This window comes from Anaerotruncus sp. 80 (assembly GCF_009936115.1).
Lineage (GTDB): Bacteria > Bacillota > Clostridia > Peptostreptococcales > Anaerovoracaceae > Senimuribacter > Senimuribacter intestinalis.
In genome coordinates this window covers 51,074-75,623 of record NZ_QWES01000014.1, presented here as the reverse complement: position 1 = coordinate 75,623, position 24,550 = coordinate 51,074, and the positions used below count along the sequence as shown (strand labels likewise).

Annotated in this window: 25 protein-coding genes; 14 read left to right on the top strand and 11 right to left on the bottom strand. The window is 44.9% G+C overall.

The annotated features are described in order from the left end of the window. Positions 1–44: 44 nt before the first annotated feature. The 7 genes from D1155_RS08655 to D1155_RS08625 form a co-directional block, all read right to left on the bottom strand. On the bottom strand, positions 45–653 hold the full coding sequence (locus D1155_RS08655; RefSeq protein ID WP_160201999.1) for a hypothetical protein: 609 nt from the start codon (positions 651–653) through the stop codon (positions 45–47). 17 nt (positions 654–670) lie between these two features. Further along, a complete protein-coding gene (locus D1155_RS08650; RefSeq protein WP_160201998.1) occupies positions 671–1,201 on the bottom strand; it encodes a hypothetical protein in 531 nt (176 codons plus the stop codon). 220 nt (positions 1,202–1,421) lie between these two features. After that, positions 1,422–1,859: a hypothetical protein gene (locus D1155_RS08645; RefSeq protein ID WP_160201997.1), complete on the bottom strand. Its 438-nt coding sequence runs from the start codon at positions 1,857–1,859 to the stop codon at positions 1,422–1,424. Between the two features lie 115 nt (positions 1,860–1,974). Beyond that, positions 1,975–2,658, bottom strand: a complete 684-nt coding sequence (locus D1155_RS08640) for a DUF4367 domain-containing protein (RefSeq protein WP_160201996.1) — start codon at positions 2,656–2,658, stop codon at positions 1,975–1,977. Beyond that, entirely contained in the window at positions 2,648–3,178 is a 531-nt protein-coding gene (locus tag D1155_RS08635) for a sigma-70 family RNA polymerase sigma factor (RefSeq protein WP_160201995.1), read from the bottom strand. Before D1155_RS08635 ends, D1155_RS08640 begins: the two co-directional genes overlap by 11 nt. A gap of 350 nt (positions 3,179–3,528) precedes the next feature. After that, on the bottom strand, positions 3,529–4,713 hold the full coding sequence (locus D1155_RS08630) for an MFS transporter (RefSeq protein ID WP_160201994.1): 1,185 nt from the start codon (positions 4,711–4,713) through the stop codon (positions 3,529–3,531). After that, positions 4,706–5,716 (bottom strand): proline racemase family protein, encoded by a 1,011-nt coding sequence (locus D1155_RS08625; protein ID WP_160201993.1) that lies wholly within the window; start codon positions 5,714–5,716, stop codon positions 4,706–4,708. The genes D1155_RS08630 and D1155_RS08625 overlap by 8 nt, the downstream gene beginning before the upstream one ends. Before the next feature lie 387 nt (positions 5,717–6,103). Between D1155_RS08625 and D1155_RS08620 the strand changes: the two genes are divergently transcribed. The 5 genes from D1155_RS08620 to proC are packed head-to-tail and all read left to right on the top strand — an operon-like array spanning position 6,104 to position 11,941. Beyond that, positions 6,104–7,024 (top strand): glycyl-radical enzyme activating protein, encoded by a 921-nt coding sequence (locus tag D1155_RS08620; RefSeq protein ID WP_160201992.1) that lies wholly within the window; start codon positions 6,104–6,106, stop codon positions 7,022–7,024. Beyond that, a complete protein-coding gene (locus D1155_RS08615; RefSeq protein WP_160201991.1) occupies positions 7,021–9,378 on the top strand; it encodes a pyruvate formate lyase family protein in 2,358 nt (785 codons plus the stop codon). The genes D1155_RS08620 and D1155_RS08615 overlap by 4 nt, the downstream gene beginning before the upstream one ends. A gap of 22 nt (positions 9,379–9,400) precedes the next feature. Then, positions 9,401–9,703 carry a 2-amino-4-oxopentanoate thiolase subunit OrtA gene (gene ortA, locus D1155_RS08610; protein WP_160201990.1) on the top strand — a complete coding sequence of 101 codons (303 nt, stop codon included), beginning with the start codon at positions 9,401–9,403 and terminating at the stop codon, positions 9,701–9,703. Continuing rightward, positions 9,703–11,118, top strand: a complete 1,416-nt coding sequence (ortB, locus tag D1155_RS08605) for a 2-amino-4-oxopentanoate thiolase subunit OrtB (protein ID WP_160201989.1) — start codon at positions 9,703–9,705, stop codon at positions 11,116–11,118. Before ortA ends, ortB begins: the two co-directional genes overlap by 1 nt. 22 nt (positions 11,119–11,140) lie before the next feature. Beyond that, positions 11,141–11,941, top strand: coding sequence for a pyrroline-5-carboxylate reductase (proC, locus tag D1155_RS08600; protein WP_160201988.1), 801 nt, complete (start codon positions 11,141–11,143; stop codon positions 11,939–11,941). Between the two features lie 121 nt (positions 11,942–12,062). On the opposite strand, the gene D1155_RS08595 is transcribed toward proC, so the two are convergent. Further along, positions 12,063–13,448, bottom strand: coding sequence for a PLP-dependent aminotransferase family protein (locus D1155_RS08595; RefSeq protein ID WP_160201987.1), 1,386 nt, complete (start codon positions 13,446–13,448; stop codon positions 12,063–12,065). 118 nt (positions 13,449–13,566) lie between these two features. On the opposite strand from D1155_RS08595, the gene D1155_RS08590 reads away from it, so the two are divergent. From D1155_RS08590 to D1155_RS08580, 3 genes are all read left to right on the top strand, one after another. Then, positions 13,567–14,121, top strand: a complete 555-nt coding sequence (locus D1155_RS08590) for an ECF transporter S component (protein ID WP_160201986.1) — start codon at positions 13,567–13,569, stop codon at positions 14,119–14,121. A 104-nt stretch (positions 14,122–14,225) separates the two neighbouring features. Next, positions 14,226–14,765 carry a DUF2284 domain-containing protein gene (locus tag D1155_RS08585; protein WP_160201985.1) on the top strand — a complete coding sequence of 180 codons (540 nt, stop codon included), beginning with the start codon at positions 14,226–14,228 and terminating at the stop codon, positions 14,763–14,765. A 229-nt stretch (positions 14,766–14,994) separates the two neighbouring features. Beyond that, a complete protein-coding gene (locus D1155_RS08580) occupies positions 14,995–16,680 on the top strand; it encodes a serine hydrolase (protein ID WP_160201984.1) in 1,686 nt (561 codons plus the stop codon). Positions 16,681–16,767: 87 nt separating this feature from the next. On the opposite strand, the gene D1155_RS15990 is transcribed toward D1155_RS08580, so the two are convergent. Beyond that, positions 16,768–16,896 (bottom strand): hypothetical protein, encoded by a 129-nt coding sequence (locus D1155_RS15990; RefSeq protein ID WP_275557599.1) that lies wholly within the window; start codon positions 16,894–16,896, stop codon positions 16,768–16,770. 87 nt (positions 16,897–16,983) lie between these two features. Here D1155_RS15990 and D1155_RS08575 point away from each other — a divergent pair, with 87 nt between their 5' ends. The 4 genes from D1155_RS08575 to trmB are packed head-to-tail and all read left to right on the top strand — an operon-like array spanning position 16,984 to position 20,105. Then, entirely contained in the window at positions 16,984–17,823 is an 840-nt protein-coding gene (locus D1155_RS08575) for an energy-coupling factor transporter ATPase (RefSeq protein WP_160201983.1), read from the top strand. Then, a complete protein-coding gene (locus D1155_RS08570) occupies positions 17,808–18,665 on the top strand; it encodes an energy-coupling factor transporter ATPase (protein WP_160201982.1) in 858 nt (285 codons plus the stop codon). Before D1155_RS08575 ends, D1155_RS08570 begins: the two co-directional genes overlap by 16 nt. Further along, positions 18,662–19,459: an energy-coupling factor transporter transmembrane component T gene (locus D1155_RS08565; RefSeq protein ID WP_160201981.1), complete on the top strand. Its 798-nt coding sequence runs from the start codon at positions 18,662–18,664 to the stop codon at positions 19,457–19,459. The genes D1155_RS08570 and D1155_RS08565 overlap by 4 nt, the downstream gene beginning before the upstream one ends. A gap of 7 nt (positions 19,460–19,466) precedes the next feature. Then, positions 19,467–20,105, top strand: a complete 639-nt coding sequence (trmB, locus tag D1155_RS08560) for a tRNA (guanosine(46)-N7)-methyltransferase TrmB (protein WP_160201980.1) — start codon at positions 19,467–19,469, stop codon at positions 20,103–20,105. A 26-nt stretch (positions 20,106–20,131) separates the two neighbouring features. Here the strand turns inward: trmB and D1155_RS08555 are convergent, their stop codons facing one another. Further along, complete coding sequence (locus tag D1155_RS08555; RefSeq protein ID WP_160201979.1) at positions 20,132–20,833, bottom strand: M23 family metallopeptidase; 702 nt, start codon at positions 20,831–20,833, stop codon at positions 20,132–20,134. Between the two features lie 137 nt (positions 20,834–20,970). Between D1155_RS08555 and D1155_RS08550 the strand changes: the two genes are divergently transcribed. Together D1155_RS08550 and D1155_RS08545 are read left to right on the top strand one after the other, a co-directional pair. Next, on the top strand, positions 20,971–21,885 hold the full coding sequence (locus tag D1155_RS08550) for a pseudouridine-5'-phosphate glycosidase (protein WP_160201978.1): 915 nt from the start codon (positions 20,971–20,973) through the stop codon (positions 21,883–21,885). Between the two features lie 12 nt (positions 21,886–21,897). Further along, positions 21,898–22,647, top strand: a complete 750-nt coding sequence (locus D1155_RS08545; protein WP_160201977.1) for an exodeoxyribonuclease III — start codon at positions 21,898–21,900, stop codon at positions 22,645–22,647. Between the two features lie 403 nt (positions 22,648–23,050). On the opposite strand, the gene D1155_RS08540 is transcribed toward D1155_RS08545, so the two are convergent. Further along, a complete protein-coding gene (locus tag D1155_RS08540) occupies positions 23,051–24,502 on the bottom strand; it encodes an MATE family efflux transporter (RefSeq protein WP_160201976.1) in 1,452 nt (483 codons plus the stop codon). Between the last annotated feature and the right edge of the window lie 48 nt (positions 24,503–24,550).

The window sequence follows — 24,550 nt, the reverse complement described above, 5'->3', positions numbered from 1 at the left end:
TTTGCCAGTTCATCTCTTAAGGTTAAGACATAGAATGCAAATAATTATTTCAACAAATTTTCTATGTTTCCTCTCTGAAAACTATTTTCTAAAATAGTTACGTCAGAAACCGTCAATTCTGGTAAACTCATTGAATGTGCTTCCAAATACTCCTCAGCCTTTAAATGAGTTAAAAAATCTCGATTTTCCTTTAACTTATATTCTAGCCAGTACTCGTCTTCCGTAAGATTTAGTGCCGCAATAATTTGTTTTATTCCTTCTTTTAAGTCTGCTGGAATTTCATTATCATACAAATTTTTCTGATCCAAAGTGTATTGCTTGACCTCTTTTTCTGATACCGCCAGTCCTTTCTCCTCTAGAAAACGATATTCTGCTTTAATTCTTGCAATGCTTTCTAGTGACTCATCATATGGATTACTCTCTCCACTAGCGACAGCTTTGCTATATCGTTCAAGTAATTCATTGTAATAAATCGGCATTCCATCAACTTCTGCGACAACCAGCTTTTTGTCCTCCGTGCTGATTTTTGAGTTTACTTTTTCGGCAGACTCTAATTCATAAACGATTTTGTTTTCCGAAGCACTAGCCAAAACTAGAACGCTGCTGCTAATCAACATCAGTAAGATTGCTACACATATCCATGTTCTTTTCATCTTTATCTACTCCTTTCTCATACCTTCACCGTCACAGTCTGCCACCAGCTTGTTCCTGGAACAGGAGTCCATCCGGATACACTAAACATGCACTCAGCTTCTACTTTTCCTGACATACCATCTGGAAAACTATATGAAACATCCTTTTTTATCGCCCAATAGTAATGTGTTGCATTGGGATCAGAAATTGTTGCAACTCCAGAAAATGAAGATTTTCTATCTATTCCAACTACGGTCCCGTTACGGTATGTTTTGACCCCATCTGGAAAAGTATAAGTTCCCTCTGAAATATGTGGTAAATGCTTTTTCCCAAACGCATGTAGTTCATACCGTACTAATGTTTTTTTGCTGCTTGTCTTATTGTATTTTACACTCATCGTTGTAGTTATATCCCAGATTTGAGCCCCAAAATCCGTATTATATCCACCATAGAATTTCTTACTTTCTCTAGTGGATTTTTCTTCTAATCCAAAGCAAAATCCACTCTGAATTACTAACGTGAATACGACTACAATAGCAAGCATCATATAAGTCTTTCTTTTTGCCATTTTTCTCCACCTTTCAATCAAAACGCCCCTACATCTTGATTTTATCCAAATTCATTAGTATAATGTTCTCATAGAGTTTTCCTAAATAACTTAAATTGGGCTCCTATCCAACTTGCTATTTTAGAAAACTCTTTTTCTTTGCAGATTTTTATTTGCCTATCCGCTTTCTTTACCTCCTTCCTACTGATTTCTCTATCCCCAATACCACCTGATAAGCGAATTAATACTTTTGGCTCAAAGAGTCTCCCGTCACTGTTTCTACCAGCTTGCTATTCTTGTACAGCTTTACATTGGCATGTAAGTAGTAAGTTCCTCTATCTTCCAAATTATGTGAATCTGCCCATGAAATACGTCCTATCTCATCTGGATATACTTTTTTTGTAAAAGTTTTTATCGTTGTTCCAGAACTTTTTTTAATCGTCATCGTAACCTGTGCATAGTCAACTTCTTTCCCTGTTTTAAGCGGCATTTTCATAGAACATTTGGCCTTTTCACCAGTAATTGTAAAACCTAAAGAAATTCGTTCAACATATGTATACTGCAGTTCGGCGTCGGGTTCCTGCTTTGTTGTCTGCTGTGCATTTGCCCATGCTGGTATTACCAACGTGCACATTATGCAAGCAATTGTCATCATTACTAACATTAATTTTCTCATCATTAATATCCTCCTTGATTTATCTTCTCATCTAATATAACAATAGAGAAAAGAACCTCGTGACAATAATTTTTAAATTTTTTAAAAATTTCAACTTGCAGTACGACTTCCTACACTCTTATCTTTTCAAAGTTATGCTTCTTGCAACCTCCAAAGTTTCTTTTTCTGAAAATGATGTAAGTAAATCAAAAGTATAGTCACCGACTTGCCATACCAGCATGCAATCGCTTTCTCCATAGAAAAGTAGGCCCTGGCTGGTATTTACCATTACTTCCTTTCTTTCATGGGTCTCCGTATCAAAACCTGCGCTGTAAACACTACTTTTTTGAATGGAACAACAAATTCTTTCGCCTTTCTCTTCTCCCAAGTAGGCAATTTCTTTACATACCCCGTCATCGGTTGCATCATACAGTTCAAACCCTTCTGGCACATATCCCAGTTCAAAATCCGGAAGTCCCGACGCATTTTCTTCATCGCCAACAAATTTTAGTTCTGTATGTCCTTCCTTATCGTTTTGCAGAAATCCAAAAAACTGTTTCCTTGCGCCTTCCGATGATACAACCGCAAGCCCCATCAAAAGTACCAGCACTGCAACCAGAACCAGTACCCTTTTTAATCTAATTTTACGATGACCCTGCACCGACACTTTTGGGTACGGCTCTTCAACAAAAAGTGTCGGATTCGGTACTTCTTCCTGCTCCAATGCATCTAAGTAAGCATTACGACTTTTCTGCAGCTCCTTTGCATATGCACTGAGAATTCTCTCTGCTTCTTTCTCAAATTTTCCCTCTTTATTTATCATTTTTTACCTCTCTATCCAACAGCATAACTTCCAACTTTTTCAAGGCACGTTCAGCGCGTTTGCGTACCGCGCTGTCGCTCATTCCCACGACCGGCGCAATCTCCGCATATGTATATCCATCGCCATAATGCAAGCAAATGATGTCCTTATCAATATAATCAAGCTGATTCAGTACTTCCTCAAGTTCCACGCCGAATCCCTGATTATTGCAAAAAGCTTTTGTATCTATCTGCTGCTCTGTCAGCTTTGACAAATCAAACGGATCTACACTGACCGCCGCCTTCTCACGTCTGCGATATTCATTGATTGCGGCATTACGCACAGCTGTACACAAATAGCCTCTAAAACTTTTTTCTCCCAGTTTATCCATATGTCTGGAAATCAAATTCCAAAGTACGCTTTGTATGATATCCTCCACTTCATGACTGTCATGCAAAACCTCATAAGCCACCTTTCTAATAAGTCTGCCATACTTCTTGTCGATTTCCTTGATTATTACATTTCTAGCATCTTCACACATCTGCTTTGTCCTCTCAACAATATAGTATTATTAGGCTTATTATATCAAATCAAATGATAATCATCAAGAAAAAGAAGTTCTCTATACATATAACAGTTGAAAATAGGGGAATGTGACCTAAAATAGCAAAAGTAGCAAAAGCAAAAGTGTTTCTTTTGCTTTTTTAAAGATATTTATGCTTTTTTCTGCAAAACAGATTTTTGCCTTGCGGAATCACCTTTTATTTAAGTGTGCTTTCCGTATGTGAAACGAGTAAGAGAAGTTTTATATACGGAGACAGCACGTGAAAATTATGTGGTCTCTTTGTATAAGCGAAAACCACGCGTTGGACGCGTGGCTGTTTTTTCTATTTACTTCTTCCGAACGCCAAGTCCAGTAATGGCTGCACCAGCAACGCTCAGTCCTAAGGCGAAGTAAAGCAGAGCGTCGACGCCGGCAGTGCTGAGCACAATTCCGCCGGTTAAGTTGCCGACTACGGCGCCGATAGAGATAGATGCGGTCATATAGCTTTGACCGGTCACCTGGTCGCTTGTTTCCATTTTTTCGTTGGCGTAGTACACCGAGGCAGAGATAAAAATCGCATAGCTGAGCATTTGCAGGGATTGCGCCAGATAGATACCGGTGACGCTGCCAGCGATGATATAGGCCAGCGCTTTCAGAATAAAGGCTGCGCCTGCAAAGGCAATCAGTGTGCTTGGGGAAAACCGTTGAATTAGCTTGTAAAATCCGAACATAACTGGAAGCTCCATCAAGGCTTCGATGGAAAAGGCGGTACCCATAGCCGCACTGTCTCCGCCGAGAGGTTCCATCATCTGTATCATATAAGTATGTACGATGTTATGAAATGACATCAATAAAACGATGCCAAAGAGCGTTACCATGAAGGTCGGATATTTTCGGGCAAACTGCACCATGCCGCTTTTGTGGTCCTGGTGCGCTGTTGCGTCTGCAGTACATTCTGAAGCGGTATGACTGCCGCTGGGCATGGAGCCTGTCACCAGAAGAAGACCGATGAGAACTGCCATGCTCAAATAAATGATAGCTTGCTCACTAGTTGCAGAAATCATTTGCCCGGCAATATAGGAAATCAGCGCATATGCCACAGAGCCCATGCCTCTGGCGCTGCCAAAATCTACAGAGATTCCGCTTGCCTCGTAGGCAAAGGCAGCGGAATTGACAAGGGGCATCTGAAAATATACCAAAATGGTAAACAGTAGGTAAACTCCCACGTTTATCAAAAAGCTGCCGCTGCAAATAATCAGCAGAAAGAGGCAAGCAAGCTGCAGCACACCGATTCCTAAAATGGCATTTCGCCAAGTGACTTTTTTGTATTTGTCTGTTACATTGCCTACCACCAGCTGACCTGCCGCTGCAAGAATATTGCTTAGCGCCACGATGACGCCGATACTTGCAGCAGAAAGCCCTTGCGCCAGCAGAAACACTGTAATAAAAGCAGTAGACAAGCAGTAGAGCATCCAGTAAAAAGCATGGAGACCTTTATACCTTAGATTAAGCAGTCGTTTATTCTTATACATCCAGCAAAAATCCTTCCTGGAACGGGTCTTTTGGATCAAGAATCCAGGTTGCAAAACCGGTGATGCATGCATTCCCGGTGATTCTTGGAATAATGGCAGGAATGCCTTCTACAGTAGTTTCTTCTACGACTTCGCATTTGAATTTAGAGCCGATTACGCTTTCATGAACGAAACTTTCGCCGGCTTTCAGCTTGCCCTCAGCGTAAAGTAGAGCAGCTTTTGCGGAAGTACCTGTACCGCAAGGGGAACGGTCTATAACCTTAGGCAGAGCTACAACGATGTTCTGAATATCTGCGTCTTCGCTCTTTGCAGGACCTGCAAATTCAACATGGGTAACTCTGTCTACAAACGGCAGGGTTGGGTGATGAATCTCCACCTGTTCGTTGATGTCTGCTGCCAGCGACTGGGCAATTTCGATGAATTTGCCACAATTTGACGGATTGATGTCAAGACCAACCTTTTCAGCAGGCAGAATTGCGTACACATTGCCGCCCCAGGAAATATCCAAGGTCAATGGGCCGAAGGCTTCGGTCTGCACGGTTACATCTTGCTTTAGAACCAGCGCCGGCGCATTGAGGAATGAAACCTCTTCTACGATGCCGTCATTTATCTTTGCGTTTACGGTGATGACACCGGCAGGAGTATCCAATTTGATGGTGGTAACCGGTTCCTGCACATCGACAAGACCTGTTTCGATAAGGGCGACTGTGACGCCCATGGTGTCGTGACCGCACATCGGCAGCCAGCAGCTGGCTTCAAAGTAAAGCACACCTACATCGGTGCCGGGCGTACAGGGCTCTGTAATCAAAGTGCCGGACATGATTTCGCTGCCTCTTGGCTCGAACATCAAAACCTTGCGGAACCAGTCTTCTTTATCTCTCATATATTCAAATTTTTCCTGCATGGTATTTCCAGGAATTTTACGAAATCCGCTGACGACATTTCGGGTAGGTTGTCCTAAGGTGTGGGTTTCGATTGTTCTAAAAAGTTTTTTCGCTTTCATTATTACGGGTCCTTTCTATCTTTATGACGATTTTATTTCATTTATATATACAAGCAAAAAATATGCCAGTGGTTTTTATAGGGAAAAAAGCCATAAAAAGGGGAAGGTGTCTCTGTAATTGAGCAGCTCTTGAAAATATTGTGTCAAAAATAGTACAAAACACAGTATTTTTATGAGAAAGTCAATTATACAGCAAAATAGCAGCAAAAAACTGTAACGAAAATAGTACAGACTGCGGATTTTTTCGCCGTTTTGACTAAAAAAATCCGGCTGAACACCATGTTTTTTTATCATTTTACACGAAAGACTGGTCTTTCTCAATGATTTTATTTGGCACGGAATTTGCTTTTATATAAAGTGCATAAAGAATGAAAAGGAGTACACTGCATGATTTTTAACATACAGAGATGTTCCATTCACGATGGAGCGGGTCTGAGAACGCTGGTGTTTTTCAAAGGATGTCCACTTCGATGTAAATGGTGCGCAAATCCGGAGTCTCAAAACTTTGAGACGGAGATTATGGAATCCCGCGTTAAATGCGTGGGGTGCGGTCTTTGCAGAAAAGTCTGCCCGGAAAATGCAATCTGCGATGACGGTACAATAGATCGCAGTCTTTGTACAAACTGCATGCAGTGCACCGATATTTGTTATGCTGAGGCGAAGAAGATCAGCGGAAAAGCATATACGGTGGAGGCATTATATAAGGAAATTGAAAAAGATAAACCTTTTTATGCCAGGTTTGGAGGCGGCGTGACCTTTTCCGGAGGAGAACCACTGATGCAGGGCGGTTATTTGCGGGATATTGCAAAACGCTGCAAGGAGAAAGGAATCCACGTCATGGTGGAAAGCTGCGGCTTTGGGGTCTATGAAGAGTTTGAGGAGGCTTTGCCTTATATCGATGGCATGTTCATGGATGTGAAGCATATGGATCTCGGCGTGCACGAGGAACTGACAGGCGTGAGCAACGAGTTGATTCTTGACAACATCAGAAAGATTTCCGCTTTCGGCATTCCCCTTACCATCAGAACGCCGGTGGTACCCGGTTGTACAGACAGCGAGGAAAATATCAGGGCAATTGCAGAATTTGTGGGGAACTTGCCTACAGCAAAAGAGTATGAATTGCTTGCTTACCACGATTTCGGAACGCCGAAGTACAAGGCACTGGGGCGAAGCTATGCCCTTTCTGATATCGGAACGCCAAGTGATGAGGAAATGCGGGCACGAGTAAAATGCGCGAACGAAGTGTTAAATAAATATGGAAAAGAGTGTTTTTGGATGAAAAACAATAATAAGGAGGTAGTAAAATGATTTCTGAAAGAATTGTAAGATTGAGTGAGAAGGTAAGAGATACACCGGTTACAATTTGTCTGGACCGTGCAAGACTGATTACGGACTTTTACAGTCAGCCGTCCATGGAGCCGTTTATGATCAGAAGGGCAAAGTCTTTTGCCTATGTGCTGGATAATAAGAAGATTTTTATCGATGAAGATTCTGTACTTGCAGGTCATTTGGCTTCTCGCCTTCACGGTACGCCGCTGTATCCTGATATGACCGCTTGGCTTCGTGATGATTTAGAGGAACTGGACACCAGAGAGTCTGATAATCTGAAGTTTATGCCAGGTGAAAAGGAAGAGCTGAGAAAGATTGTGAAGAAGTGGGAAGGCAGAGCTTTTGGCGATTTGACCGCGGCTTTAGCAGACCCTGACATGGACGAAATGGTAAACCTGGGTATTTTTACAAAGGGCGTTTCAAATAAGTCCACCATGAACCATGCGCCTTTTTACGATGAACTGGTAACAAAGGGCTACCGCTTCTATATCGATCAGTGCAAGGCAAATATCGCCGGCATTGAAAAGATGAACATCGAACAGATGGAAAAGCGCTATACATGGGAAGCGATGATTATTGTTATGGAGGCTATCATTCGTTTCGCTCACAGATATGCAAAGCTGGCTGAAGTCATGGCGGCAGACTGCACCGACGCAGAAAGGAAAACGCAGCTTTTGACTATTGCTGAAAACTGCCGCGTTGTGCCGGAAAATGCACCGAAGAACTTCCACCAGGCAGCCCAGCTGGTATGGTTTACCCATCTTGCATTGCAGATGGAATATAACAGCAACGATAACTGCTTGGGCAGATTTGACCAGTACATGTATCCGTTCTATAAACAGGATTTAGCTGACGGCGTGGAAGAAGCATTTATCGCTGACTTAGTACACGAATTTAAGCTAAAAATTGCAGAACTTTGGGAGGTTCGCACCACCAGAGAATCTATCGCATATCCGGGCTGCCCACTCTGGATTCACATGATGATCGGCGGCGTTTTGCCTGACGGCAGCGACGGCTGCAACGATCTGACCAGACTGATTCTACACTGCATGGAAGATCTGCAGACCAAAGAGCCTTGCGTATCCTTCCGTTACCATGATGGCGTTGACGAAGAAACTTTCCGCTTGGCGCTGGCTGTAGCGAGAAAGGGAGGAAGCCATCCGGCATTCTTTAACGACGGCACCAACATTTCCCACTTGCTTTCTCTGGGGCATTCTCTGGAAGATGCAAGAAACTGGGGTATCTGCGGCTGTATCGAACCGAGCGTACCGGGTATTACCGATTTCCAGTCAAATGCGGGATATTTTAATCCAAGCAAGGTTTTTGAGATTACCCTGAACAACGGCGTGGATCCGATTTCAGGAAAGCAGATTGGACCTAAGACAGGAGATGTGAGAACCTTTACTTCTGTGAAGCAGATTATGGACGCTTACGAAATTCAGCAGGATTTCTTCATGAACAAGTTTGTGGAACTCTTTGACAGAATCGTATCCTGCCACGCATGGACAGCGCCGACGATTACAGGCTCCTGCTTCACACACGGCTGTATCGAAAAGGGAACTGTGCTGCAGAGAAGAGGCGCAGAGCATAGATATTCCGCTGTTGCCATCACTGGTATTGCAAACATTGCAGACTCTCTGGCAGCGATTGAGGAATGTGTATTCAACAAGCAGTATCTGTCTATGGGGGAACTGATGGATCTTCTGGAAACGGACTTTGAGGGTAAGGAAAACCTGCGTCAGCTGCTCATAAACAAAGCGCCGAAATACGGCAACGATATTGAAGAGGTGGACTGCTACGCCCACTGGCTGTCAAAGCTTTGCAACGACCAGATTACGAAGCACACCGACGGCCGTGACGCAAAGTATACCATGGTAATTTCCACCCAGTCCTACAACGTAGTATTGGGTCAGCTCATCGGCGCCCTGCCTGATGGAAGAAAAGCGTACACAGCGCTTGCTGACAACGCTTCCCCGATGATCGGTATGGATGTGAACGGACCGACTGCTGTGGTAAAATCTCTTGGCAGAATTGATCCGCTGCTTGCACAGAGCGGCGTACTGGTAAATCAGCGGTTTGACCCGGCGATTGTAAAGGGTGAAAAAGGTCTTGAAATCATCGAAACTGTTGTAAAGACCTATTTTGATGATCAGCATGGACAGCACATTCAGCTCAACGTTGTGGATGATGAAACCCTGCTGGCAGCGCAGAAGGATCCGCAGAAGTACCGCAACATTCTGGTAAGAGTTGCAGGATATTCCGCTTACTTCGTAGATCTGGAAAAGGATATTCAGGATAACATTATTGCAAGAACATTACAGAAGAGTTTATAAATAGTACAAGGAGAAAAGTAACATGGCAAAAAGAGGAGACTGGGTGCGCATTCACGCAATCGTGCTGAAGGCCGCTGAAAGAACTGCTAAGATTCCAGAAGATACACAGAGATGTGATTTGCAGCAGTGGACAAAGGGATTTTTGCAGGAAGAAGCTGCGGAAGTAGGAGATGAAGTTACGGTAAAAACTGCGGTGGGCAGAATGGTAAAGGGCACCTTGATTGAAGAGGGACCTTACTATACCCACAGCTATGGCAAATTTGTGCCGGAAATTATAGACATTGATAAACAGCTGAGAGAAATCATGTTCGGAGGTGAGAAATAATGGCATTACCAAAAGATTACGATTCCGTAATGGCAAGATCTGCAGAAATCAACCTGAAAGCTCTGGGAATCGACTATAACGAATTTGAATCGGGCTCTGTCGCTTTCGACTATGAAGGACTCATGGCAAAGACCGGATATACAGTAGAAGAAGTAGCAAAGATTCAGGCAAAGACTGCAGTAGGAAATACGCCGCTCATTGAGCTTAGAAACCTGACAGAGCTTGCAAGAAAATATGCGAAGCCGGGATATGGTGCTAGAATTTTTGCAAAGGACGAAGCAGCAAACGCTTCCGGATCCTTTAAGGCAAGGAGAGCAGCCTGCGCAGTGGCACACGCAAAGAAGCTGGGCTACAAGGGCGTAATGGCTGCAACTTCAGGAAATTATGGTGCTGCTGTAGCATCTCAGGCAGCGATGCAGGGATTAAAGTGCATTGTCGTGCAGGAGTGCTATGACTCAAAAGGCATCGGGCAGCCTGAAATTGTAGAGAAAGCAAGAAAGTGTGAAGCCTATGGCGCAGAAGTTGTACAGCTGACCGTAGGGCCAGAGCTCTTCTATTCATTCCTTTCTATCTTAGAAGACACTGGTTACTTCAACGCTTCTTTGTATTCGCCGTTCGGTATTGCAGGGGTAGAAACTCTTGGATACGAAATTGCTGAGCAGTGCAGAGAGATGACAGGGAAAAATCCTGATGCAGTTGTCTGCACTACAGCAGGCGGCGGAATGATTACAGGAACCGCAAGAGGATTGATCAAGGCAGGTTCTGCGGATACAGAGATTATCGCAGCTTCCATTGACTTGACGGGACTGCACATGGCATCAGACACCCAGTTTAACAAAAAATCCTGCACTACAGGACACACTGGCTTTGGCGTGCCTCATGCAACAGGACCTGACCACTCCGACACACCGCGCAGCGCAGCAAGAATTTTGCGTTATGCCGATAAATATGTTACAGTAAAGCAGGGAGAAGTTATGTACATGACAGAAGCTCTTGCCAATTTAGAAGGTCTCGAAAGAGGACCAGCAGGAAATACTGCCCTTGCAGCAGCCTTTTCTCTGGCACAGGAAATGCCGGGAGATGCGATTATCGTTATCAGTGAAACCGAGTATACAGGTGCTGGAAAACATATTCAGCCGCAGCTTGATTTTGCAAGAGACAATGGAATTGAGATTAAGTTTGGAAATCCTCAGGCAGAAGACAAGCCGGGTGTGAATATCGTGCTGCCGGAAAATCCCGGTCTGATTAAACATCAGGTGGCTGACATCAACAGATTTAGACAGTCAATGATTAAGAGAGCTTGCAAAGAGGCGGGTGTAGCCCCTGAAAATCTCACTGCTGAGGATATTGCATATCTGGCAGAAGAAACAAAGACGGATGCGCAGTTTGTAAAGGCAACTTTGGAACTTGCGTAGACCTATCATACGGAGGAACAAAATGAGTAAAAAGATCGTATTTTGCGGCGGCGGCAACATGGCGGAAGGCGTTATCAGAAGCCTTTTGCAAAGAGAAATTGCAAAAGCCGGTGATATTACGGTGAGCGAACTAAACCCGCAGCGCTGTGATTATCTAAAAGAAACTTACGGCGTGGAAGCGCTGGTGGATGCCAGCGCGGCGATGAAAACAGCGGATATGATTGTCATAGCGGTACTGCCTAAAATTGTGCCGGTGGTATTGCAGTCGCTGGTTGGCGTCGTGAAAGAGGATGCGGTGGTGCTGTCCATTGCAGCTGGTGTAAAGATTGCCTCTATTGAGGAGGTGCTGGGCGCAGATAGAAAGGTAATCCGCGTGATGCCAAATACCTTGGGACAGTCCGGCAATGGGCACAGTGCAGTTTGCCTTAATGCCAATATTAATGAAGAAGATAAAGCTTATGCACTGGAATTTTTAGGCGCACTGGGGCAGACGATTATTTTGCCGGAGTCCATGTTTGGTGAATTTACAGCTTTCAGTTGTTCGGGACCGATGTGGCTGTACCAGATGGCGGACGCTTTGGTTGATGCCGGTGTCTATGCGGGATTTAGCAGAAGCGACGCGAAGAAAATGGTCATCAAAAACATGCTGGGCGTTGCTATGATTCTCGATGAGACCGGCGATGAGCCGAAGGAAAGGGTCAACGAAATGTGTTCACCGGGCGGCGTCACCATCGAGGGTTACAAATCTCTGGTAGATGAAGGCTTTGCTTCTGCGGTTATGACCTCTGTGGATAAAGCTGTGAAGAAAGCGAATGCAATTTAAAGATTAGTGGATATAGAAAGTGGAGCTGTGCATTAATGGAAATAACCGTTAAGAACTGCTCCCCTTTTTTATTTTCTTTTTTGTTTGTTTCGCAGCTATTTAGCAAAATCGAAGCGATACATCAGCAGCTTTTCCACAATGTGATCATAGCCGCAATGCTGGATTCCATTTCGCCGAGTGGAATCTGATTATAATAAAAGATGAGGGCGGCGGTATCTTGGTCAGTCAGGCTGGCAGCCGGCTGTACATTGAGTCCGATGGAGCGAGCCATTTCAGAAAGGATCGCAGGGGATTTTTTTGTGCGGACTTTTAAGATGATGTTGATTCCTGAGTTGGTATTGGTCGGTGTGACGAAGCCGACGCCAAAACACGCAAAAGCGGTAAGTGCAATCTGTAGTTTTTGACCGTAAAGCTTGCGCAATTTTTTGATATTGGTGTAGTAAAGCCCATCTTCCATAAAGAGGGCGAGGGTTAGCTGCTCTGTTTTGGAACAGGTCTGGGTGTAGTCGGTTTTAATGGTGTTGAAAATTTCCATCATTGATTCCGGCAGCACCATGTAGCTGATTTTGACTGCGGGAAATAAAGTGGACGAAAAAGAGCCCAGGTAGACAACCCTGCCGCTGTCGTCAAGACCCTGTAGCGCCGGCACAGGTTTTCCGAAGTAACGCAGTTCGCTGTCGTAATCGTCCTCTAATATAAAACTGTGATTTTCTTTTGCCCACTCTAAAAGCCGGTAGCGTCTGCCCACCGGCATAACGGAGCCTGTAGGGAACTGATTAGAGGGGCTGACGTAGACTGCCGAAGGAATATTGGTCGGCAGTTTTTCTATATGGATTCCGTCGTCTGATACAGGAATTTTCGTAATACTAAAACCGTGGTCGCGGAAAATGTTTTGCACTGGAAGATAACCGGGATCCTCGGTTGCGATATGGTCTACGCTGATTTTGCGCAGAATCCGGCAAAGGTGACTGGTCAGTTGCTGGGTACCCGCGCCTATGACAATCTGCTCCGGGTTTGCGATAACACCGCGAGAGTTATAGATGTACTTTGAAATCTCAAAGCGCAAGGCGCCTTCTCCCTGCGGGTCGCTTTCAAAGAGCAGCAGACGGGAGTAGTCGTTAAGCACACGGGCCATGCATTTTTTCCATTTTCCAAAGTCAAAGCAGGACAAATCTTGTTTGTAAGGGGATTCCTGTACCGCATAAGAGGAGAGGTCAAGACCAGTCTCTGGGGTTAGTCCTCTGTCTGAACTGCCGCCAGCCACATTGGCAACATAGTAGCCGGACTGCGGCTTGCTGATGATGTAGCCTTCTACCAAAAGCTGGTTGTACGCCTGCTCGGTGGTGGTAATGCTGATGGACAAATCTGCAGAAAGTCTGCGGAGTGAAGGCAGTTTCTCTCCGGCGGTCATATTGCCGCAGGTAATTTCACTTTTTATGTGTCTGTACAACTGTATGTATAAAGGCGTTTTAGAACTGTCTTTGAACTCTATTGTAATCGGCTTCATTTCGCAAAAACCTCCAAAGTGTATATATAAAAATAATATATTCTGACTGTTTCTTTAAGAACACTTTAGTGCTATTATAATACTGACAGAGAGAAAGTCAATAGAAACAGGTGAAATTATGATTAGAAATGAAAATAGAAATCAAATAGCGACGATGGTAATGACGGCCTTGATGATGTGCCTTGTGATGATTGCGACCATGTTTATCAAAGTGCCGATTCCGTTTACCCAGGGGTACGTTCATTTGGGGGACTCCATGATTTTTCTGGCCGTTTTGATTCTTGGCAAAAAAAGTGGTGCACTGGCAGCAGGCGCCGGCTCGGCTTTGGGTGACATCATCGGCGGTTATGCTTTTTGGGCGCCGTGGACGCTGCTGATTAAGCTGGTTATGGCATGGATTTTGGGAAGTTTTGTGGAGAGAATGGAAAAGTCAGGGAAAAACCAGCAAGAGGGTAGAATTTCTGTGGGGGAAGTTATCGGAATGGTCATCGCAGGTCTTGAAATGACGGCAGGCTATTATGTGACCGAAGCTGTCATGTATGGGAATTTCATTGCGCCGCTTTCGGGTGTGCCGTGGAATATCGGGCAGTTTGCAGTGGGCATGGTCCTTGCTTGCATATTAGCAAGCGCCCTTTGCAAAACACCGGCGAAAAAATTCTTTGCTTATAAATAAATTGCGACGGACAGAGGAATCTTCAGCGGGGAAGATTCCTTTTTTCTTTGGGGAGATTGTGGTATAATTACCGCAGTGGAAACATATTTGAATGAGGTACAATTATGACAGAACAGGAAATTTTACGGATTGCTAAAGAGGTAGGTATTGAAAACAGCGCATTTATGAATGCGAAGGATTTGGTCTTTGAATTTGAATTTCGTAAATACTGCGAGATGAACCAATGCGGTAATTTTGGGAAAAATTATGGCTGTCCGCCGGATTGCGGTACCCCTGCCGAAATGAAGGACAAGGTGATGAAATACAGCCGTGCCTTGGTTTTGCAGACCATTCAGCCGGTAGGAGACATCACCGATTCCGCAGAGACCGGTTCGCTGAAGAAAAGACATAACGCAAAAATCAGAATTTTTATCAATGAACTTGAGGCGAAGGGCATTAAAGGTATGGCAATTATGGCAGGACCATGCAGCGCTTGCAGCCCTTGTGCAAAGGTGAGCGGTGAGCCATGTAGATTTCCGGAGAAGAGAGCTTCCTGCCTTTCTGCTTACGGAATCAATGTGGCAGAATTATGTAAAACCTGCGGACTTTCCTGGGATCATGGGAAGGATAAGGTGGGGTTCTTTGGCATTTATATGATGGATTAGAAAGCGGGACTTTGAAAAACATAGAATTTTAATATTAAAGTACACAGCGGACGCATGTTCTAAAATTCGGATTCTTTAAACGGAATTTCGGACGAAAAGATGAGGAGAAAGCAGCAGAAAAAATCCGAATCTCCTAAAATAAAAGAGTTTTCAGAATAACCTTTTTCTGGCACAACATTTGCATGTCCTTTCTAGTGTGAGATATCACAAAAGAAAAGGAGATGATCAAATGAAGAAAAAGCTAATCAGTGTAATCCTGGTTTTATCTGTCGTCATGACGATGTGTTTTGGCGCGATGGGAACCGTCTATGCAGGAGATCAGATGCAGAGAGTCAATCTGGCAGTCAGCGTAGATGGAAATGAACCTGTGACCGTAAAAGCGTACAATGCGTCCTATGCGTATAACATGTATGTTTCTGTCAAAGATCTATGCAGCGCTTTGAGTGGAAGCGAGAAGCAGATGAATTTTAAATACGATGAAGAAAGTGGCAAGTACATCTTCACCACGGGAAAAGCCTATGAAGCTGTCGGTGGAGAGAATGCAGCATTTGATGTAACATATAGCCAGAATCCAAAAGAAGGGCAGGACGATATTAGCCTGAGCACGCCGGGAATGACAACGCCGACCAACATGGAGATCGACGGAAAGCCTTATGGCTACAGCGTGTATAAAGCTGGAGACGATATCTACATGAAAATTTTAGATCTGGGATTTGCCTTTGGTCTGGAAACTAAGCTGACTGGGAAAAATGCATTGTCGGTGAATACGAAGAAGAACTTCAGCATCGACATCGATCAGCTTGACAAAAATGGTTATTTCAGTTTTCTGCACGGTGCGATTGTCGGCAACGCTGACACGGGAGAAATCCTTTACGCAAGTAACGAAAATGTACAGACCCAGCTGGCGTCCACTACAAAATTGATGACTTATCTGCTGGTGCAGGAAGCAATTGACAAAGGTAAAATTTCACTGGATACGAAAGTAAAAATTTCTGAAGCAGTGATGGAGGAAGCAAACTCCGAAGACAGCACCGGTATTTGCAGAAATAATTTTGAACTTGGAAAAGAAGTTTCTGTTCGTGATCTTTTGGCAGGATTCTTGTTGCCGTCTGCTAATGAGTGTGGAACTGCGCTGGCTGAAGCTGTCAGCGGATCCGAAGAGGCATTTGTAAAACTGATGAACAAAAGAGCAAAAGCACTGGGGCTTTCCTCAGCTGTATTTTACAATGTACATGGTCTTCCAAACTATGACAGCAGCGCAGTAACTGCAAAGCGTCAGAATTCCATGAGTGCAAAAGATATGTTCAAACTGGCATCCTATTTGCTGAAGAACTATCAGAAGGAACTGACTGCATTTACAGGACAGACACAAATTGAACTTCCAACCTTTGGAGAAGGTGTTGTTGCAACTTCAACTTATGGAACGCTGATTTACAATCTGGGTGCAATCGGACTGAAAACCGGAACAACTAACAGATCCGGTGCAAACATGGTTACTGCAGTGCCTGTGACAATCGAGGGTAAAACTCAGAATATTGTTTCTGTAATTTTCGGGGCAGAAGGCACAGCTGAGCGTTACGAAAAGAGTACCATGCTGATTGAATATGCAAAACAGTACTATGCTGCAAAAGATGCGGTGAAAGCAGTCAAGGTTAAAGTTTCTACAAAGACTGGAACCAGCGGAATTACGATTTCCTGGAAAAAGACAGGAAGCGCAGTAGATGGCTATCAGGTATACAGAGCAACGAAAAAGAACGGAACTTATAAGAAAATCGTTACAACAAAGAAACTCTCTGCGCTCAACAAGAGCACAACAAAGGGAAAAACTTACTATTACAAAGTAAGAGGCTACAAGAAAATTGACGGTCACACAGTATATACACCATGGTCTGACAAAGTAGCACAGAAACGGTAAGCTAGCAATAATAAATACACCAATTGAAAAAAGACGGTAATCTGGAAGCAGGTTACCGTCTTTTTCTAGGGACTTCTTTTTGTGAAATTAGTCCCTCTTCACATCATAAGCAATCAAAGCCACTTGGCAACCGCACTGGTCAGAGAGCTTTCTTTCAGCGTCATCGATGATTTTCATCTCACTTGGAGAAATCGCCGCAAACTTGTTGAATTCCATACTTTATCACCTCCTAATTATAGTATGGCAAATTTTTTGTAATTGTGGTAAAATAAATTGTTAAACAATAATTACCAAGAGGCGTATATGGAAAATATCATTCGCATTGAGAATTTAATCTTTGAATATATGACGGGAGAGGATGACGAAAAGGTCCGCGCTATTGACGATGTGTCGCTTTCTATCGAGCGGGGCAGTTTTACTGCGATTATCGGCAGAAACGGCTCCGGCAAGTCGACATTGGCAAAGAACCTGAACGGACTTCTTCTTCCAAGCGGCGGCAGGATTTTCGTAAGAGGTTGGGATACCAGCGATGACAACCACATCTGGGATGTGCGGCAGAGCGCCGGGATGGTCTTTCAGAATCCTGACAACCAGCTGGTTTCCTCCATCGTTGAGGATGATGTGGCCTTTGGACCTGAGAATCTGGGCATAGACCCTGTCGAAATCCGAAGACGGGTGGATGATGCGTTGACAGCAGTCAATATGGGAAAATATAAGAAAAAATCTCCCCATATGCTTTCCGGAGGACAAAAACAGAGAATTGCTATTGCCGGAGTAGTAGCGATGAAACCAGAATGCATCATTTTCGATGAGCCGACTGCTATGCTGGATCCAAAAGGCAGAGAAGAAATCATGGAGATTATCAGACAGCTCCACGATGAGGGTATTACTGTAGTGCTGATTACCCACTTTATGGACGAAGCGGTGCAGGCTGACCGAATCATTATTATGGATAGAGGACATGTGCTGCTTGACGGCACGCCGGAGGAAGTCTTTGCACAGGAAGAAACGATTAGAGAAGCGAGCCTGGATTTGCCTCTTGCGGTGGAACTTGCCCAGAAGCTGAGAAAACGCGGAATCAAAATTCCAAAGGAAATCATTACCGCTGAAGGATTGGTGGAATTCATATGTCAATACAAGTAAGAAATTTATCCCATATTTATTCCAAAGGTATGCCGGACGAGCAGAAGGCGCTGGACAATATTAACTTTAACATATACGACGGCGAAATTGTCGGCGTCATCGGACATACCGGCTCCGGAAAATCGACCCTGCTGCAGCACCTCAATGGACTTTTGAAAGCGGACAGCGGCTCCATCGAAATTGACGGCATCGATATTACGAAGCCCGGTGTCAGCATGAGGGATATTAGAAAAAAAGTAGGGTTGGTGTTCCAGTATCCAGAGTATCAGCTTTTTGAAGAAACCGTAGCGCTGGATGTGGCATTTGGACCGAAGAATCTGGGGCTTTCCCCGGAGGAAATTGACAGCAGAGTTAAGGAAGGACTGGAGCTTGTGGGACTTTCCTACGAGGACATCAAAGATCGATCCCCTTTTGAGCTTTCCGGCGGGCAGAAACGGCGGGTAGCTATTGCAGGCGTTATCGCCATGAAGCCCCATGTGCTGATTTTGGATGAGCCTACTGCGGGACTTGATCCGGGGGCGCATAAGGATATACTTTCTATGATTGAGCAGGTGCATGAATCGCAGAACAATATCATTCTTTTCGTTTCCCACAATATGGCGGACGTGGCAGCGCTGTCGGACAAAGTGCTGGTCATGGACGAAGGAAAGCTGGTCATGGCGGGTACACCGAAGGAAATTTTCGCGCAGAGAGACAGGCTGGCTGGAATCGGACTTTCTGTACCGCCGGTGACGGAACTGATGTGCCAGCTCAAAGAAAAGGGCGTTCCTGTGGAAGAAAACATTCTGAGTCTCAAGGAGGCGACAGAATCAATATATGAGTATTTGCAGAGGAAATCATGATTAGAGATATTACGCTTGGACAGTATTACGGGGTGGAATCCCCCATTCATAGATTAGACCCGAGAATCAAAATTATTGCGACGATTTTGTTTATCGTAGAATTGTTTTTGGTGGACAGCTTTGTCGGATTTGCGGTCAGTATTGCAGCGCTGGGCACCGTGGTGGCGGTCAGCAAAGTACCGCTTTCCTTTATTATGCGCGGACTGAAGCCGATACTTTTGATTATCATTTTTACCTTTTGTCTCAACATCTTCATGACAAGCGGGCAGGTGCTGTGGCAGTGGGGATTTTTGAAAATCACCAAAGAAGGTCTTTATATGGCGGCATTTATGGCGCTGCGTCTGGTACTTTTGATTATCGGCTCATCCCTTTTGACTTTGACGACAAAACCAATCGGTCTAACTGACGGTATAGAGCGGCTTTTAGGACCTCTTTCGCATGTCGGCGTGCCCGCTCATGAAATTGCGATGATGATGTCTATTGCACTCCGTTTTATTCCGACGCTTCTTGAAGAAACGGATAAGATTATGAAAGCGCAGCAGGCGAGAGGGGCGGATTTTGAGAGCGGCAATATTTTGAACAGAGCAAAGGCGCTGATTCCAATCTTAGTACCGCTGTTTATCAGCGCATTTCGCATTGCGCAGGATTTAGCAATGGCCATGGAAGCAAGGTGTTATCGAGGCGGCAAAGGCAGAACGCGCATGCATGCCATGAAGATGCAGGGCAGAGATTATACTGCGATGGTTTTGATGGCGCTGTTTCTGGCAGCCATTGTTTTGATGAAGATTTATTAGAGGATATATGAGACAGAGAAAGATTAAAGATATTGACAATAAACTGGCAGCTTATGGGGCGTTTACGGTACCAATCCCAGCTGCGAATAAGGGAAAATGGCAGGAAATTTTTGGAAACCATAACCCCATCTATCTGGAAATTGGCTGTGGCAAAGGTCAGTTTATCACAGAAATGGCGAAGAAGTATCCGGACAGAAACTTCGTGGCAATCGAGGGACACCAAAGTGTGGTACTTAGAGCCTTTGAAAAAGCGGACGCAGATCAAATCGCCAATGTACGATTTGTTTTGGAATATGTAAAAGACATTAGAGAATTCTTTGCGGATGGAGAACTTGCGGGGGTGTATCTGAATTTCAGTGACCCGTGGCCGAAGGATCGCCATGCAAAGAGGCGGCTTACCTACGGAAAAAGGCTGCAGCAGTATCGGCAGATTATTTGTGCCGGTGGCAGCATTTGTTTCAAAACAGACAACGAAGGGTTGTTTACATTTACCCTGGAACAGATTGAAGAGGAAAATCTGGAAATTTTAGAGATGAGCAGAGATCTTCACGCTTCGGAGTTTGCGGCAGAAAATATTACCACTGAATACGAAGATAAATTCGCAAAGACGGGGAAAAATATCAACTATGTAAAGATAAGAGCCTGAGATGGCTCTTTTTCTTTCGACTGCGATTAGTTAGAAATGACTTTGGTCGGATCGCAGACTTTTCCGTTTTTCAAAAGCTCAAAGTGCAGATGAGCTTTGTCCATGGATTCGTACAGCGCAGATTTGCCGATGTTGCTGATGACCTGCCCCTTCTTTACGGTATCGCCTTTCTCGCATAGCTTGTCTGTTGCCAGATTGCAGTAGCGGGAAATGTAACCGCCCTGATGGGTGATTTCGATGGTAATGCCATAGGCGTCGTCGGTGTAAACCTCCGTGATGGTGCCGTCAGCCACAGCTTTTACGCCGGAACCCTGCGGCGCCTCAAAATCAAGGCCGGGGTGGGTCATGTACTGGTCTAAGGTCAGGTTGTAGATCACCATATCCATGGAGTATTCCTTGGAAATTTTTGCTGTTGACATGTCAATAGGACTAGCAAAAGATGTTTTCTTCTTTGTCTGTTTCTGGCTGTCAACTGTTGGAATGTTGGAAGCAGTTTCTTCCGAATTTTCATTTTCATCGAGTGCTTCTTCCGTTGGGGAATCAGTCTGCTCATCTAGTTGTGGTTTTGTCGGTGTTTCTGTCGCTGTCGGCACATCACCTGCACTTTTTGCAATCTTGTCTATGCTGGACTTTATGGTGAAAATCGAGACGAGAGCGATGAGACAGAAACAAAGCATTAAAACCGCAGCAACTTTGTCTTTTCCTTTTTTCTTTTCTGCTTGGCGCATGTTCTTCACCTCCTGCATTTAGTATCACCACTTCCGGCAGGATTCATACTAATATTAACTTGTAAAAAAAGGGAGAAGCGTCTATAATTTAAAATAGGAAAAAATTCTTGTGATAATATAATAAACAGGGGGTTTTAATGAACAAGTATTTAGATATTGCGCCAGAGGTAAGAGAGGCGCTGGAAAGTAACAGACCAGTGGTTGCGCTGGAATCTACCATCATTTCTCACGGCATGCCGTATCCGAAGAATGTAGAGACGGCTCTTGCTGTGGAGCAGATTATTAGAGATAATGGTGCAGTACCTGCAACGATTGCCATTCTCGGTGGCAGACTCAAGTGCGGTCTTTCTAAAGACGAAATCGAATATTTGGGTAAGAAAGGCGCTGAAATTGTAAAGACTTCAAGAAGAGACGTGCCTGTAGTGCTGTCCCAAAAGATTGACGGAGCGACGACCGTGGCAACGACTATGATGATTGCCAACATGGCAGACGTTAAAATTTTTGCAACCGGTGGAATCGGCGGGGTGCATAGAGGCGCAGAAACTACCATGGATATTTCAGCAGACCTGGAGGAACTGGCTAACACTCCAGTTATGGTAGTTTGTGCTGGCGCAAAGGCGATTTTGGATTTGGGTTTGACCTTGGAATACTTGGAGACCAAAGGCGTTCCTGTTATCGGCTACGGGACGGAAGAACTGCCGGCATTCTATACCCGAAAGAGCGGATTTGCCGTAGATTATAGACTGGATACGCCGCTAGCGGTTGCGGAAGCCTTTGATGCACAGCGAAAATGTGGACTGCATACGGGCATGTTGGTTGCTAACCCGATTCCGGAAGAGTTTTCCATGGATGCAGATACGATTAACCGCGCTATTGACGAGGCGATTGCAGAGGCCGCTGAAAAGAATATCAGCGGCAAAGAGACGACGCCGTTCCTGCTGGCGAAGGTAAAGGAAATTACAGACGGAGAAAGCCTTGAGGCGAATATTCAGCTTGTTTACAACAATGCAAAGGTTGCAGCCCAGATTGCTTGTGCTCTTTGCACATTATAAAGGAGCAAAGAGATGAAACTAATTTCGTGGAATGTTAATGGGCTGAGGGCATGTCTCGGCAAGGGATTCGTAGAATCTATGACGGCGCTTACGCCGGATTTTATCTGCATTCAGGAGACGAAGATGCAGGAAGGGCAGGCGGAAGTAGATCTGCCCGATTATCTGGAATTTTTCAGCAGCGCTGAAAAGAAGGGCTATTCCGGCACGGCTATTTTTGCAAAGGAAGCGCCGCAGTCTGTGCAGATTAATTTCGGTAAGCATACTGATGAGGGTAGGGCTGTGATTTTGGAATATGAGAAGTTCTTTTTGGTCAATGTTTATGTGCCCAATGCGCAGGATCAGCTGAAGCGAATCGACTACCGTATGGAGTGGGAAGATGATTTCAGGGCGTTTGTGCTGGAACTGGATGAGAAGAAGCCGGTCATCATCTGCGGCGATATGAATGTTGCTAAGGAGGAAATTGACCTGAAGAATCCAAAGACTAATCGGGGCAACGCCGGATTTTCCGACCAGGAGCGGGACAAAATGCGCAAACTGCAGGCGGCAGGTTTTGTGGACACGTTCCGTTATCTATATCCCGATTTGGAAGGCGTGTACAGCTGGTGGTCCTACCGTTTCAACGCTCGCAAGAACAACGCGGGGTGGAGAATCGACTATTTTCTCGTCAGTGAGCGCATTGCAGACAAAATTGTGGATGCAAAGATTCATACGGACATCTTTGGTAGCGACCACTGCCCAGTGGAGCTGGAAATAGAGCTGTAGAGGATACAGTTTGAAAGGAATTGACGTACGGAAATAGGAAAAAATTAAGGCATAGCCTTTAGTGGGATTTTGAACCACCGCTGGGGCTGTGCCTTTTGTGTTGCTTTATGTTTTTTGATAGGTGGTTGTGCAGGAATAGAAGGTAACTACCCGATTTGCACAACTTTAAGGGCTTTGGTTATCATACAGTTGTGCAGATTTTATGATGCAGCATTCATTTGCAAAACTTTTACCCTTTTTTCCTTCTATAGTTGTGCAATTTACGAGAGATTAGCATGTTCTGCACCACTTCAAGGTATTTGACTGGCATAAAGTTGTGCAAAGGGATGAATTCAAGCAAGTATTTGCATAACTTTGAACTTATTGTTTTGCGATGGGTTGTGCAAATCGATGGCGATTATGGTTAGTCTGCACAACTTTCACTTTCATTCTGATTTTCGCCCTGCTCGCCGGTCAGGTTCTGCAGCCAGACGCCCTTTTTGACCAAGACGAATCCGATGGCGCATTTGATCAAATCCAGCGAATGGTCGATCAGGAAGACCAGCACCACAGGCAGGCTGGTAAAGCGAACCATGATGGTGACCGCAGGAATGGTGCAGACCCACAGGAACATACTGTCAAAGAGGAAGGTGATGATGGTTTTTCCGCCGGAACGCAGGGTGAAGTAGGACGCGTTGATAAATCCCAACAGCGGCGCGGACAGTCCTTGAATCTGGATGAACCGCATGGCGATATGCTGGATTTCCGGGGCAGTATTATAGAGCTGCGGAAACAGAGGCGCGATGAGGATGAGAAGAATTCCTGTAATCACGCTGCAGAACATGGAAAAGGCGATGAGCTGATTGTCTTCCTCCCGGGCTTTTTCCAGTTCTCCCGCCCCAAGCAGTTGCCCCACGATGATGCCAACAGAGCCGCCCAGAGAAGCGAAGACTACGTTGGTAACATTACTCAAGGTATTGGCGATGTTTTCTGCGGCTATGACGTCAAGCCCCAGCATGGAATAGCACTGCGCCAGGAAAGCCAGCGCCAGCGACCAGAGTAGTTCGTTGAAAAACAGCGGCGTAGCGACGCGCAGCAGCTGTTTGACAAGTCTTGCCGGCACATGGAGACTGCGGTAGAGATCTTTGATGAAAGGAAGTTGCTCCGTATGTTGATGTGTCCATACTACGATAATAGCAAGCTCGACAAAGCGCGAGAGGACAGTGGCGATAGCAGCCCCTTCTACACCCAGAGCAGGCGCACCAAATTTTCCAAAAATCAAAATGTAATTGAAGACCAGGTCAACAAGGACAGCAACGATACCGCTGATCATCGGCACGATAGTTTGCCCGGTTTCGCGGAGTGTACTGGAATAAACCTGAGACAGGGCGCTGGGCAGCATGCCAATCAGCATAATTAAAAGATAGTTTCTGCCATAGGTTAACGTGGCAGCAAGATCGCCATGGCTTTCTCCCTGATGGAGAAACGCTTCGATTAGCGTGCCGCCAAAGGGAATTAGAATCAATGCGGCAAGTAGGGTCAGAATCACACCGCAGAGTATTTTAAAACGCATGGTATGACGCAGCCCGTCGTTATTTTTGCTGCCGAAAAACTGGGCGCCCAGAATACCGGCACCTGCCACAGCACCAAACACTGCCATGTTAAAGACCAGCGTCAGCTGGTTGGCGATGGAAACGCCGGACATCTGCTCTGTACCCACCTGTCCTACCATGATATTATCCAGCATATTGACAAAGTTGGTAATGCCGTTCTGTAGCATAATCGGGACGGCAATAAGAAGCACTTTCTTATAAAACGCTCTGTCCCCGATGAGCTTCAGACGTTTCGGATGATTGTTCTGTTGTAACTGCTGCATACTTTTGCCCTCCTTGTTTGTAATACGTGAATACCAGTATATCATAAA

Coding starts and splice junctions, on each gene's coding strand:
- D1155_RS08655 (WP_160201999.1), bottom strand. CDS start 653: ATGAAAAGAACATGGATATGTGTAGCAATCTTACTGATGTTGATTAGC.
- D1155_RS08650 (WP_160201998.1), bottom strand. CDS start 1,201: ATGGCAAAAAGAAAGACTTATATGATGCTTGCTATTGTAGTCGTATTC.
- D1155_RS08645 (WP_160201997.1), bottom strand. CDS start 1,859: ATGATGAGAAAATTAATGTTAGTAATGATGACAATTGCTTGCATAATG.
- D1155_RS08640 (WP_160201996.1), bottom strand. CDS start 2,658: ATGATAAATAAAGAGGGAAAATTTGAGAAAGAAGCAGAGAGAATTCTC.
- D1155_RS08635 (WP_160201995.1), bottom strand. CDS start 3,178: ATGTGTGAAGATGCTAGAAATGTAATAATCAAGGAAATCGACAAGAAG.
- D1155_RS08630 (WP_160201994.1), bottom strand. CDS start 4,713: ATGTATAAGAATAAACGACTGCTTAATCTAAGGTATAAAGGTCTCCAT.
- D1155_RS08625 (WP_160201993.1), bottom strand. CDS start 5,716: ATGAAAGCGAAAAAACTTTTTAGAACAATCGAAACCCACACCTTAGGA.
- D1155_RS08620 (WP_160201992.1), top strand. CDS start 6,104: ATGATTTTTAACATACAGAGATGTTCCATTCACGATGGAGCGGGTCTG.
- D1155_RS08615 (WP_160201991.1), top strand. CDS start 7,021: ATGATTTCTGAAAGAATTGTAAGATTGAGTGAGAAGGTAAGAGATACA.
- ortA (WP_160201990.1), top strand. CDS start 9,401: ATGGCAAAAAGAGGAGACTGGGTGCGCATTCACGCAATCGTGCTGAAG.
- ortB (WP_160201989.1), top strand. CDS start 9,703: ATGGCATTACCAAAAGATTACGATTCCGTAATGGCAAGATCTGCAGAA.
- proC (WP_160201988.1), top strand. CDS start 11,141: ATGAGTAAAAAGATCGTATTTTGCGGCGGCGGCAACATGGCGGAAGGC.
- D1155_RS08595 (WP_160201987.1), bottom strand. CDS start 13,448: ATGAAGCCGATTACAATAGAGTTCAAAGACAGTTCTAAAACGCCTTTA.
- D1155_RS08590 (WP_160201986.1), top strand. CDS start 13,567: ATGATTAGAAATGAAAATAGAAATCAAATAGCGACGATGGTAATGACG.
- D1155_RS08585 (WP_160201985.1), top strand. CDS start 14,226: ATGACAGAACAGGAAATTTTACGGATTGCTAAAGAGGTAGGTATTGAA.
- D1155_RS08580 (WP_160201984.1), top strand. CDS start 14,995: ATGAAGAAAAAGCTAATCAGTGTAATCCTGGTTTTATCTGTCGTCATG.
- D1155_RS15990 (WP_275557599.1), bottom strand. CDS start 16,896: ATGGAATTCAACAAGTTTGCGGCGATTTCTCCAAGTGAGATGAAAATC.
- D1155_RS08575 (WP_160201983.1), top strand. CDS start 16,984: ATGGAAAATATCATTCGCATTGAGAATTTAATCTTTGAATATATGACG.
- D1155_RS08570 (WP_160201982.1), top strand. CDS start 17,808: ATGTCAATACAAGTAAGAAATTTATCCCATATTTATTCCAAAGGTATG.
- D1155_RS08565 (WP_160201981.1), top strand. CDS start 18,662: ATGATTAGAGATATTACGCTTGGACAGTATTACGGGGTGGAATCCCCC.
- trmB (WP_160201980.1), top strand. CDS start 19,467: ATGAGACAGAGAAAGATTAAAGATATTGACAATAAACTGGCAGCTTAT.
- D1155_RS08555 (WP_160201979.1), bottom strand. CDS start 20,833: ATGCGCCAAGCAGAAAAGAAAAAAGGAAAAGACAAAGTTGCTGCGGTT.
- D1155_RS08550 (WP_160201978.1), top strand. CDS start 20,971: ATGAACAAGTATTTAGATATTGCGCCAGAGGTAAGAGAGGCGCTGGAA.
- D1155_RS08545 (WP_160201977.1), top strand. CDS start 21,898: ATGAAACTAATTTCGTGGAATGTTAATGGGCTGAGGGCATGTCTCGGC.
- D1155_RS08540 (WP_160201976.1), bottom strand. CDS start 24,502: ATGCAGCAGTTACAACAGAACAATCATCCGAAACGTCTGAAGCTCATC.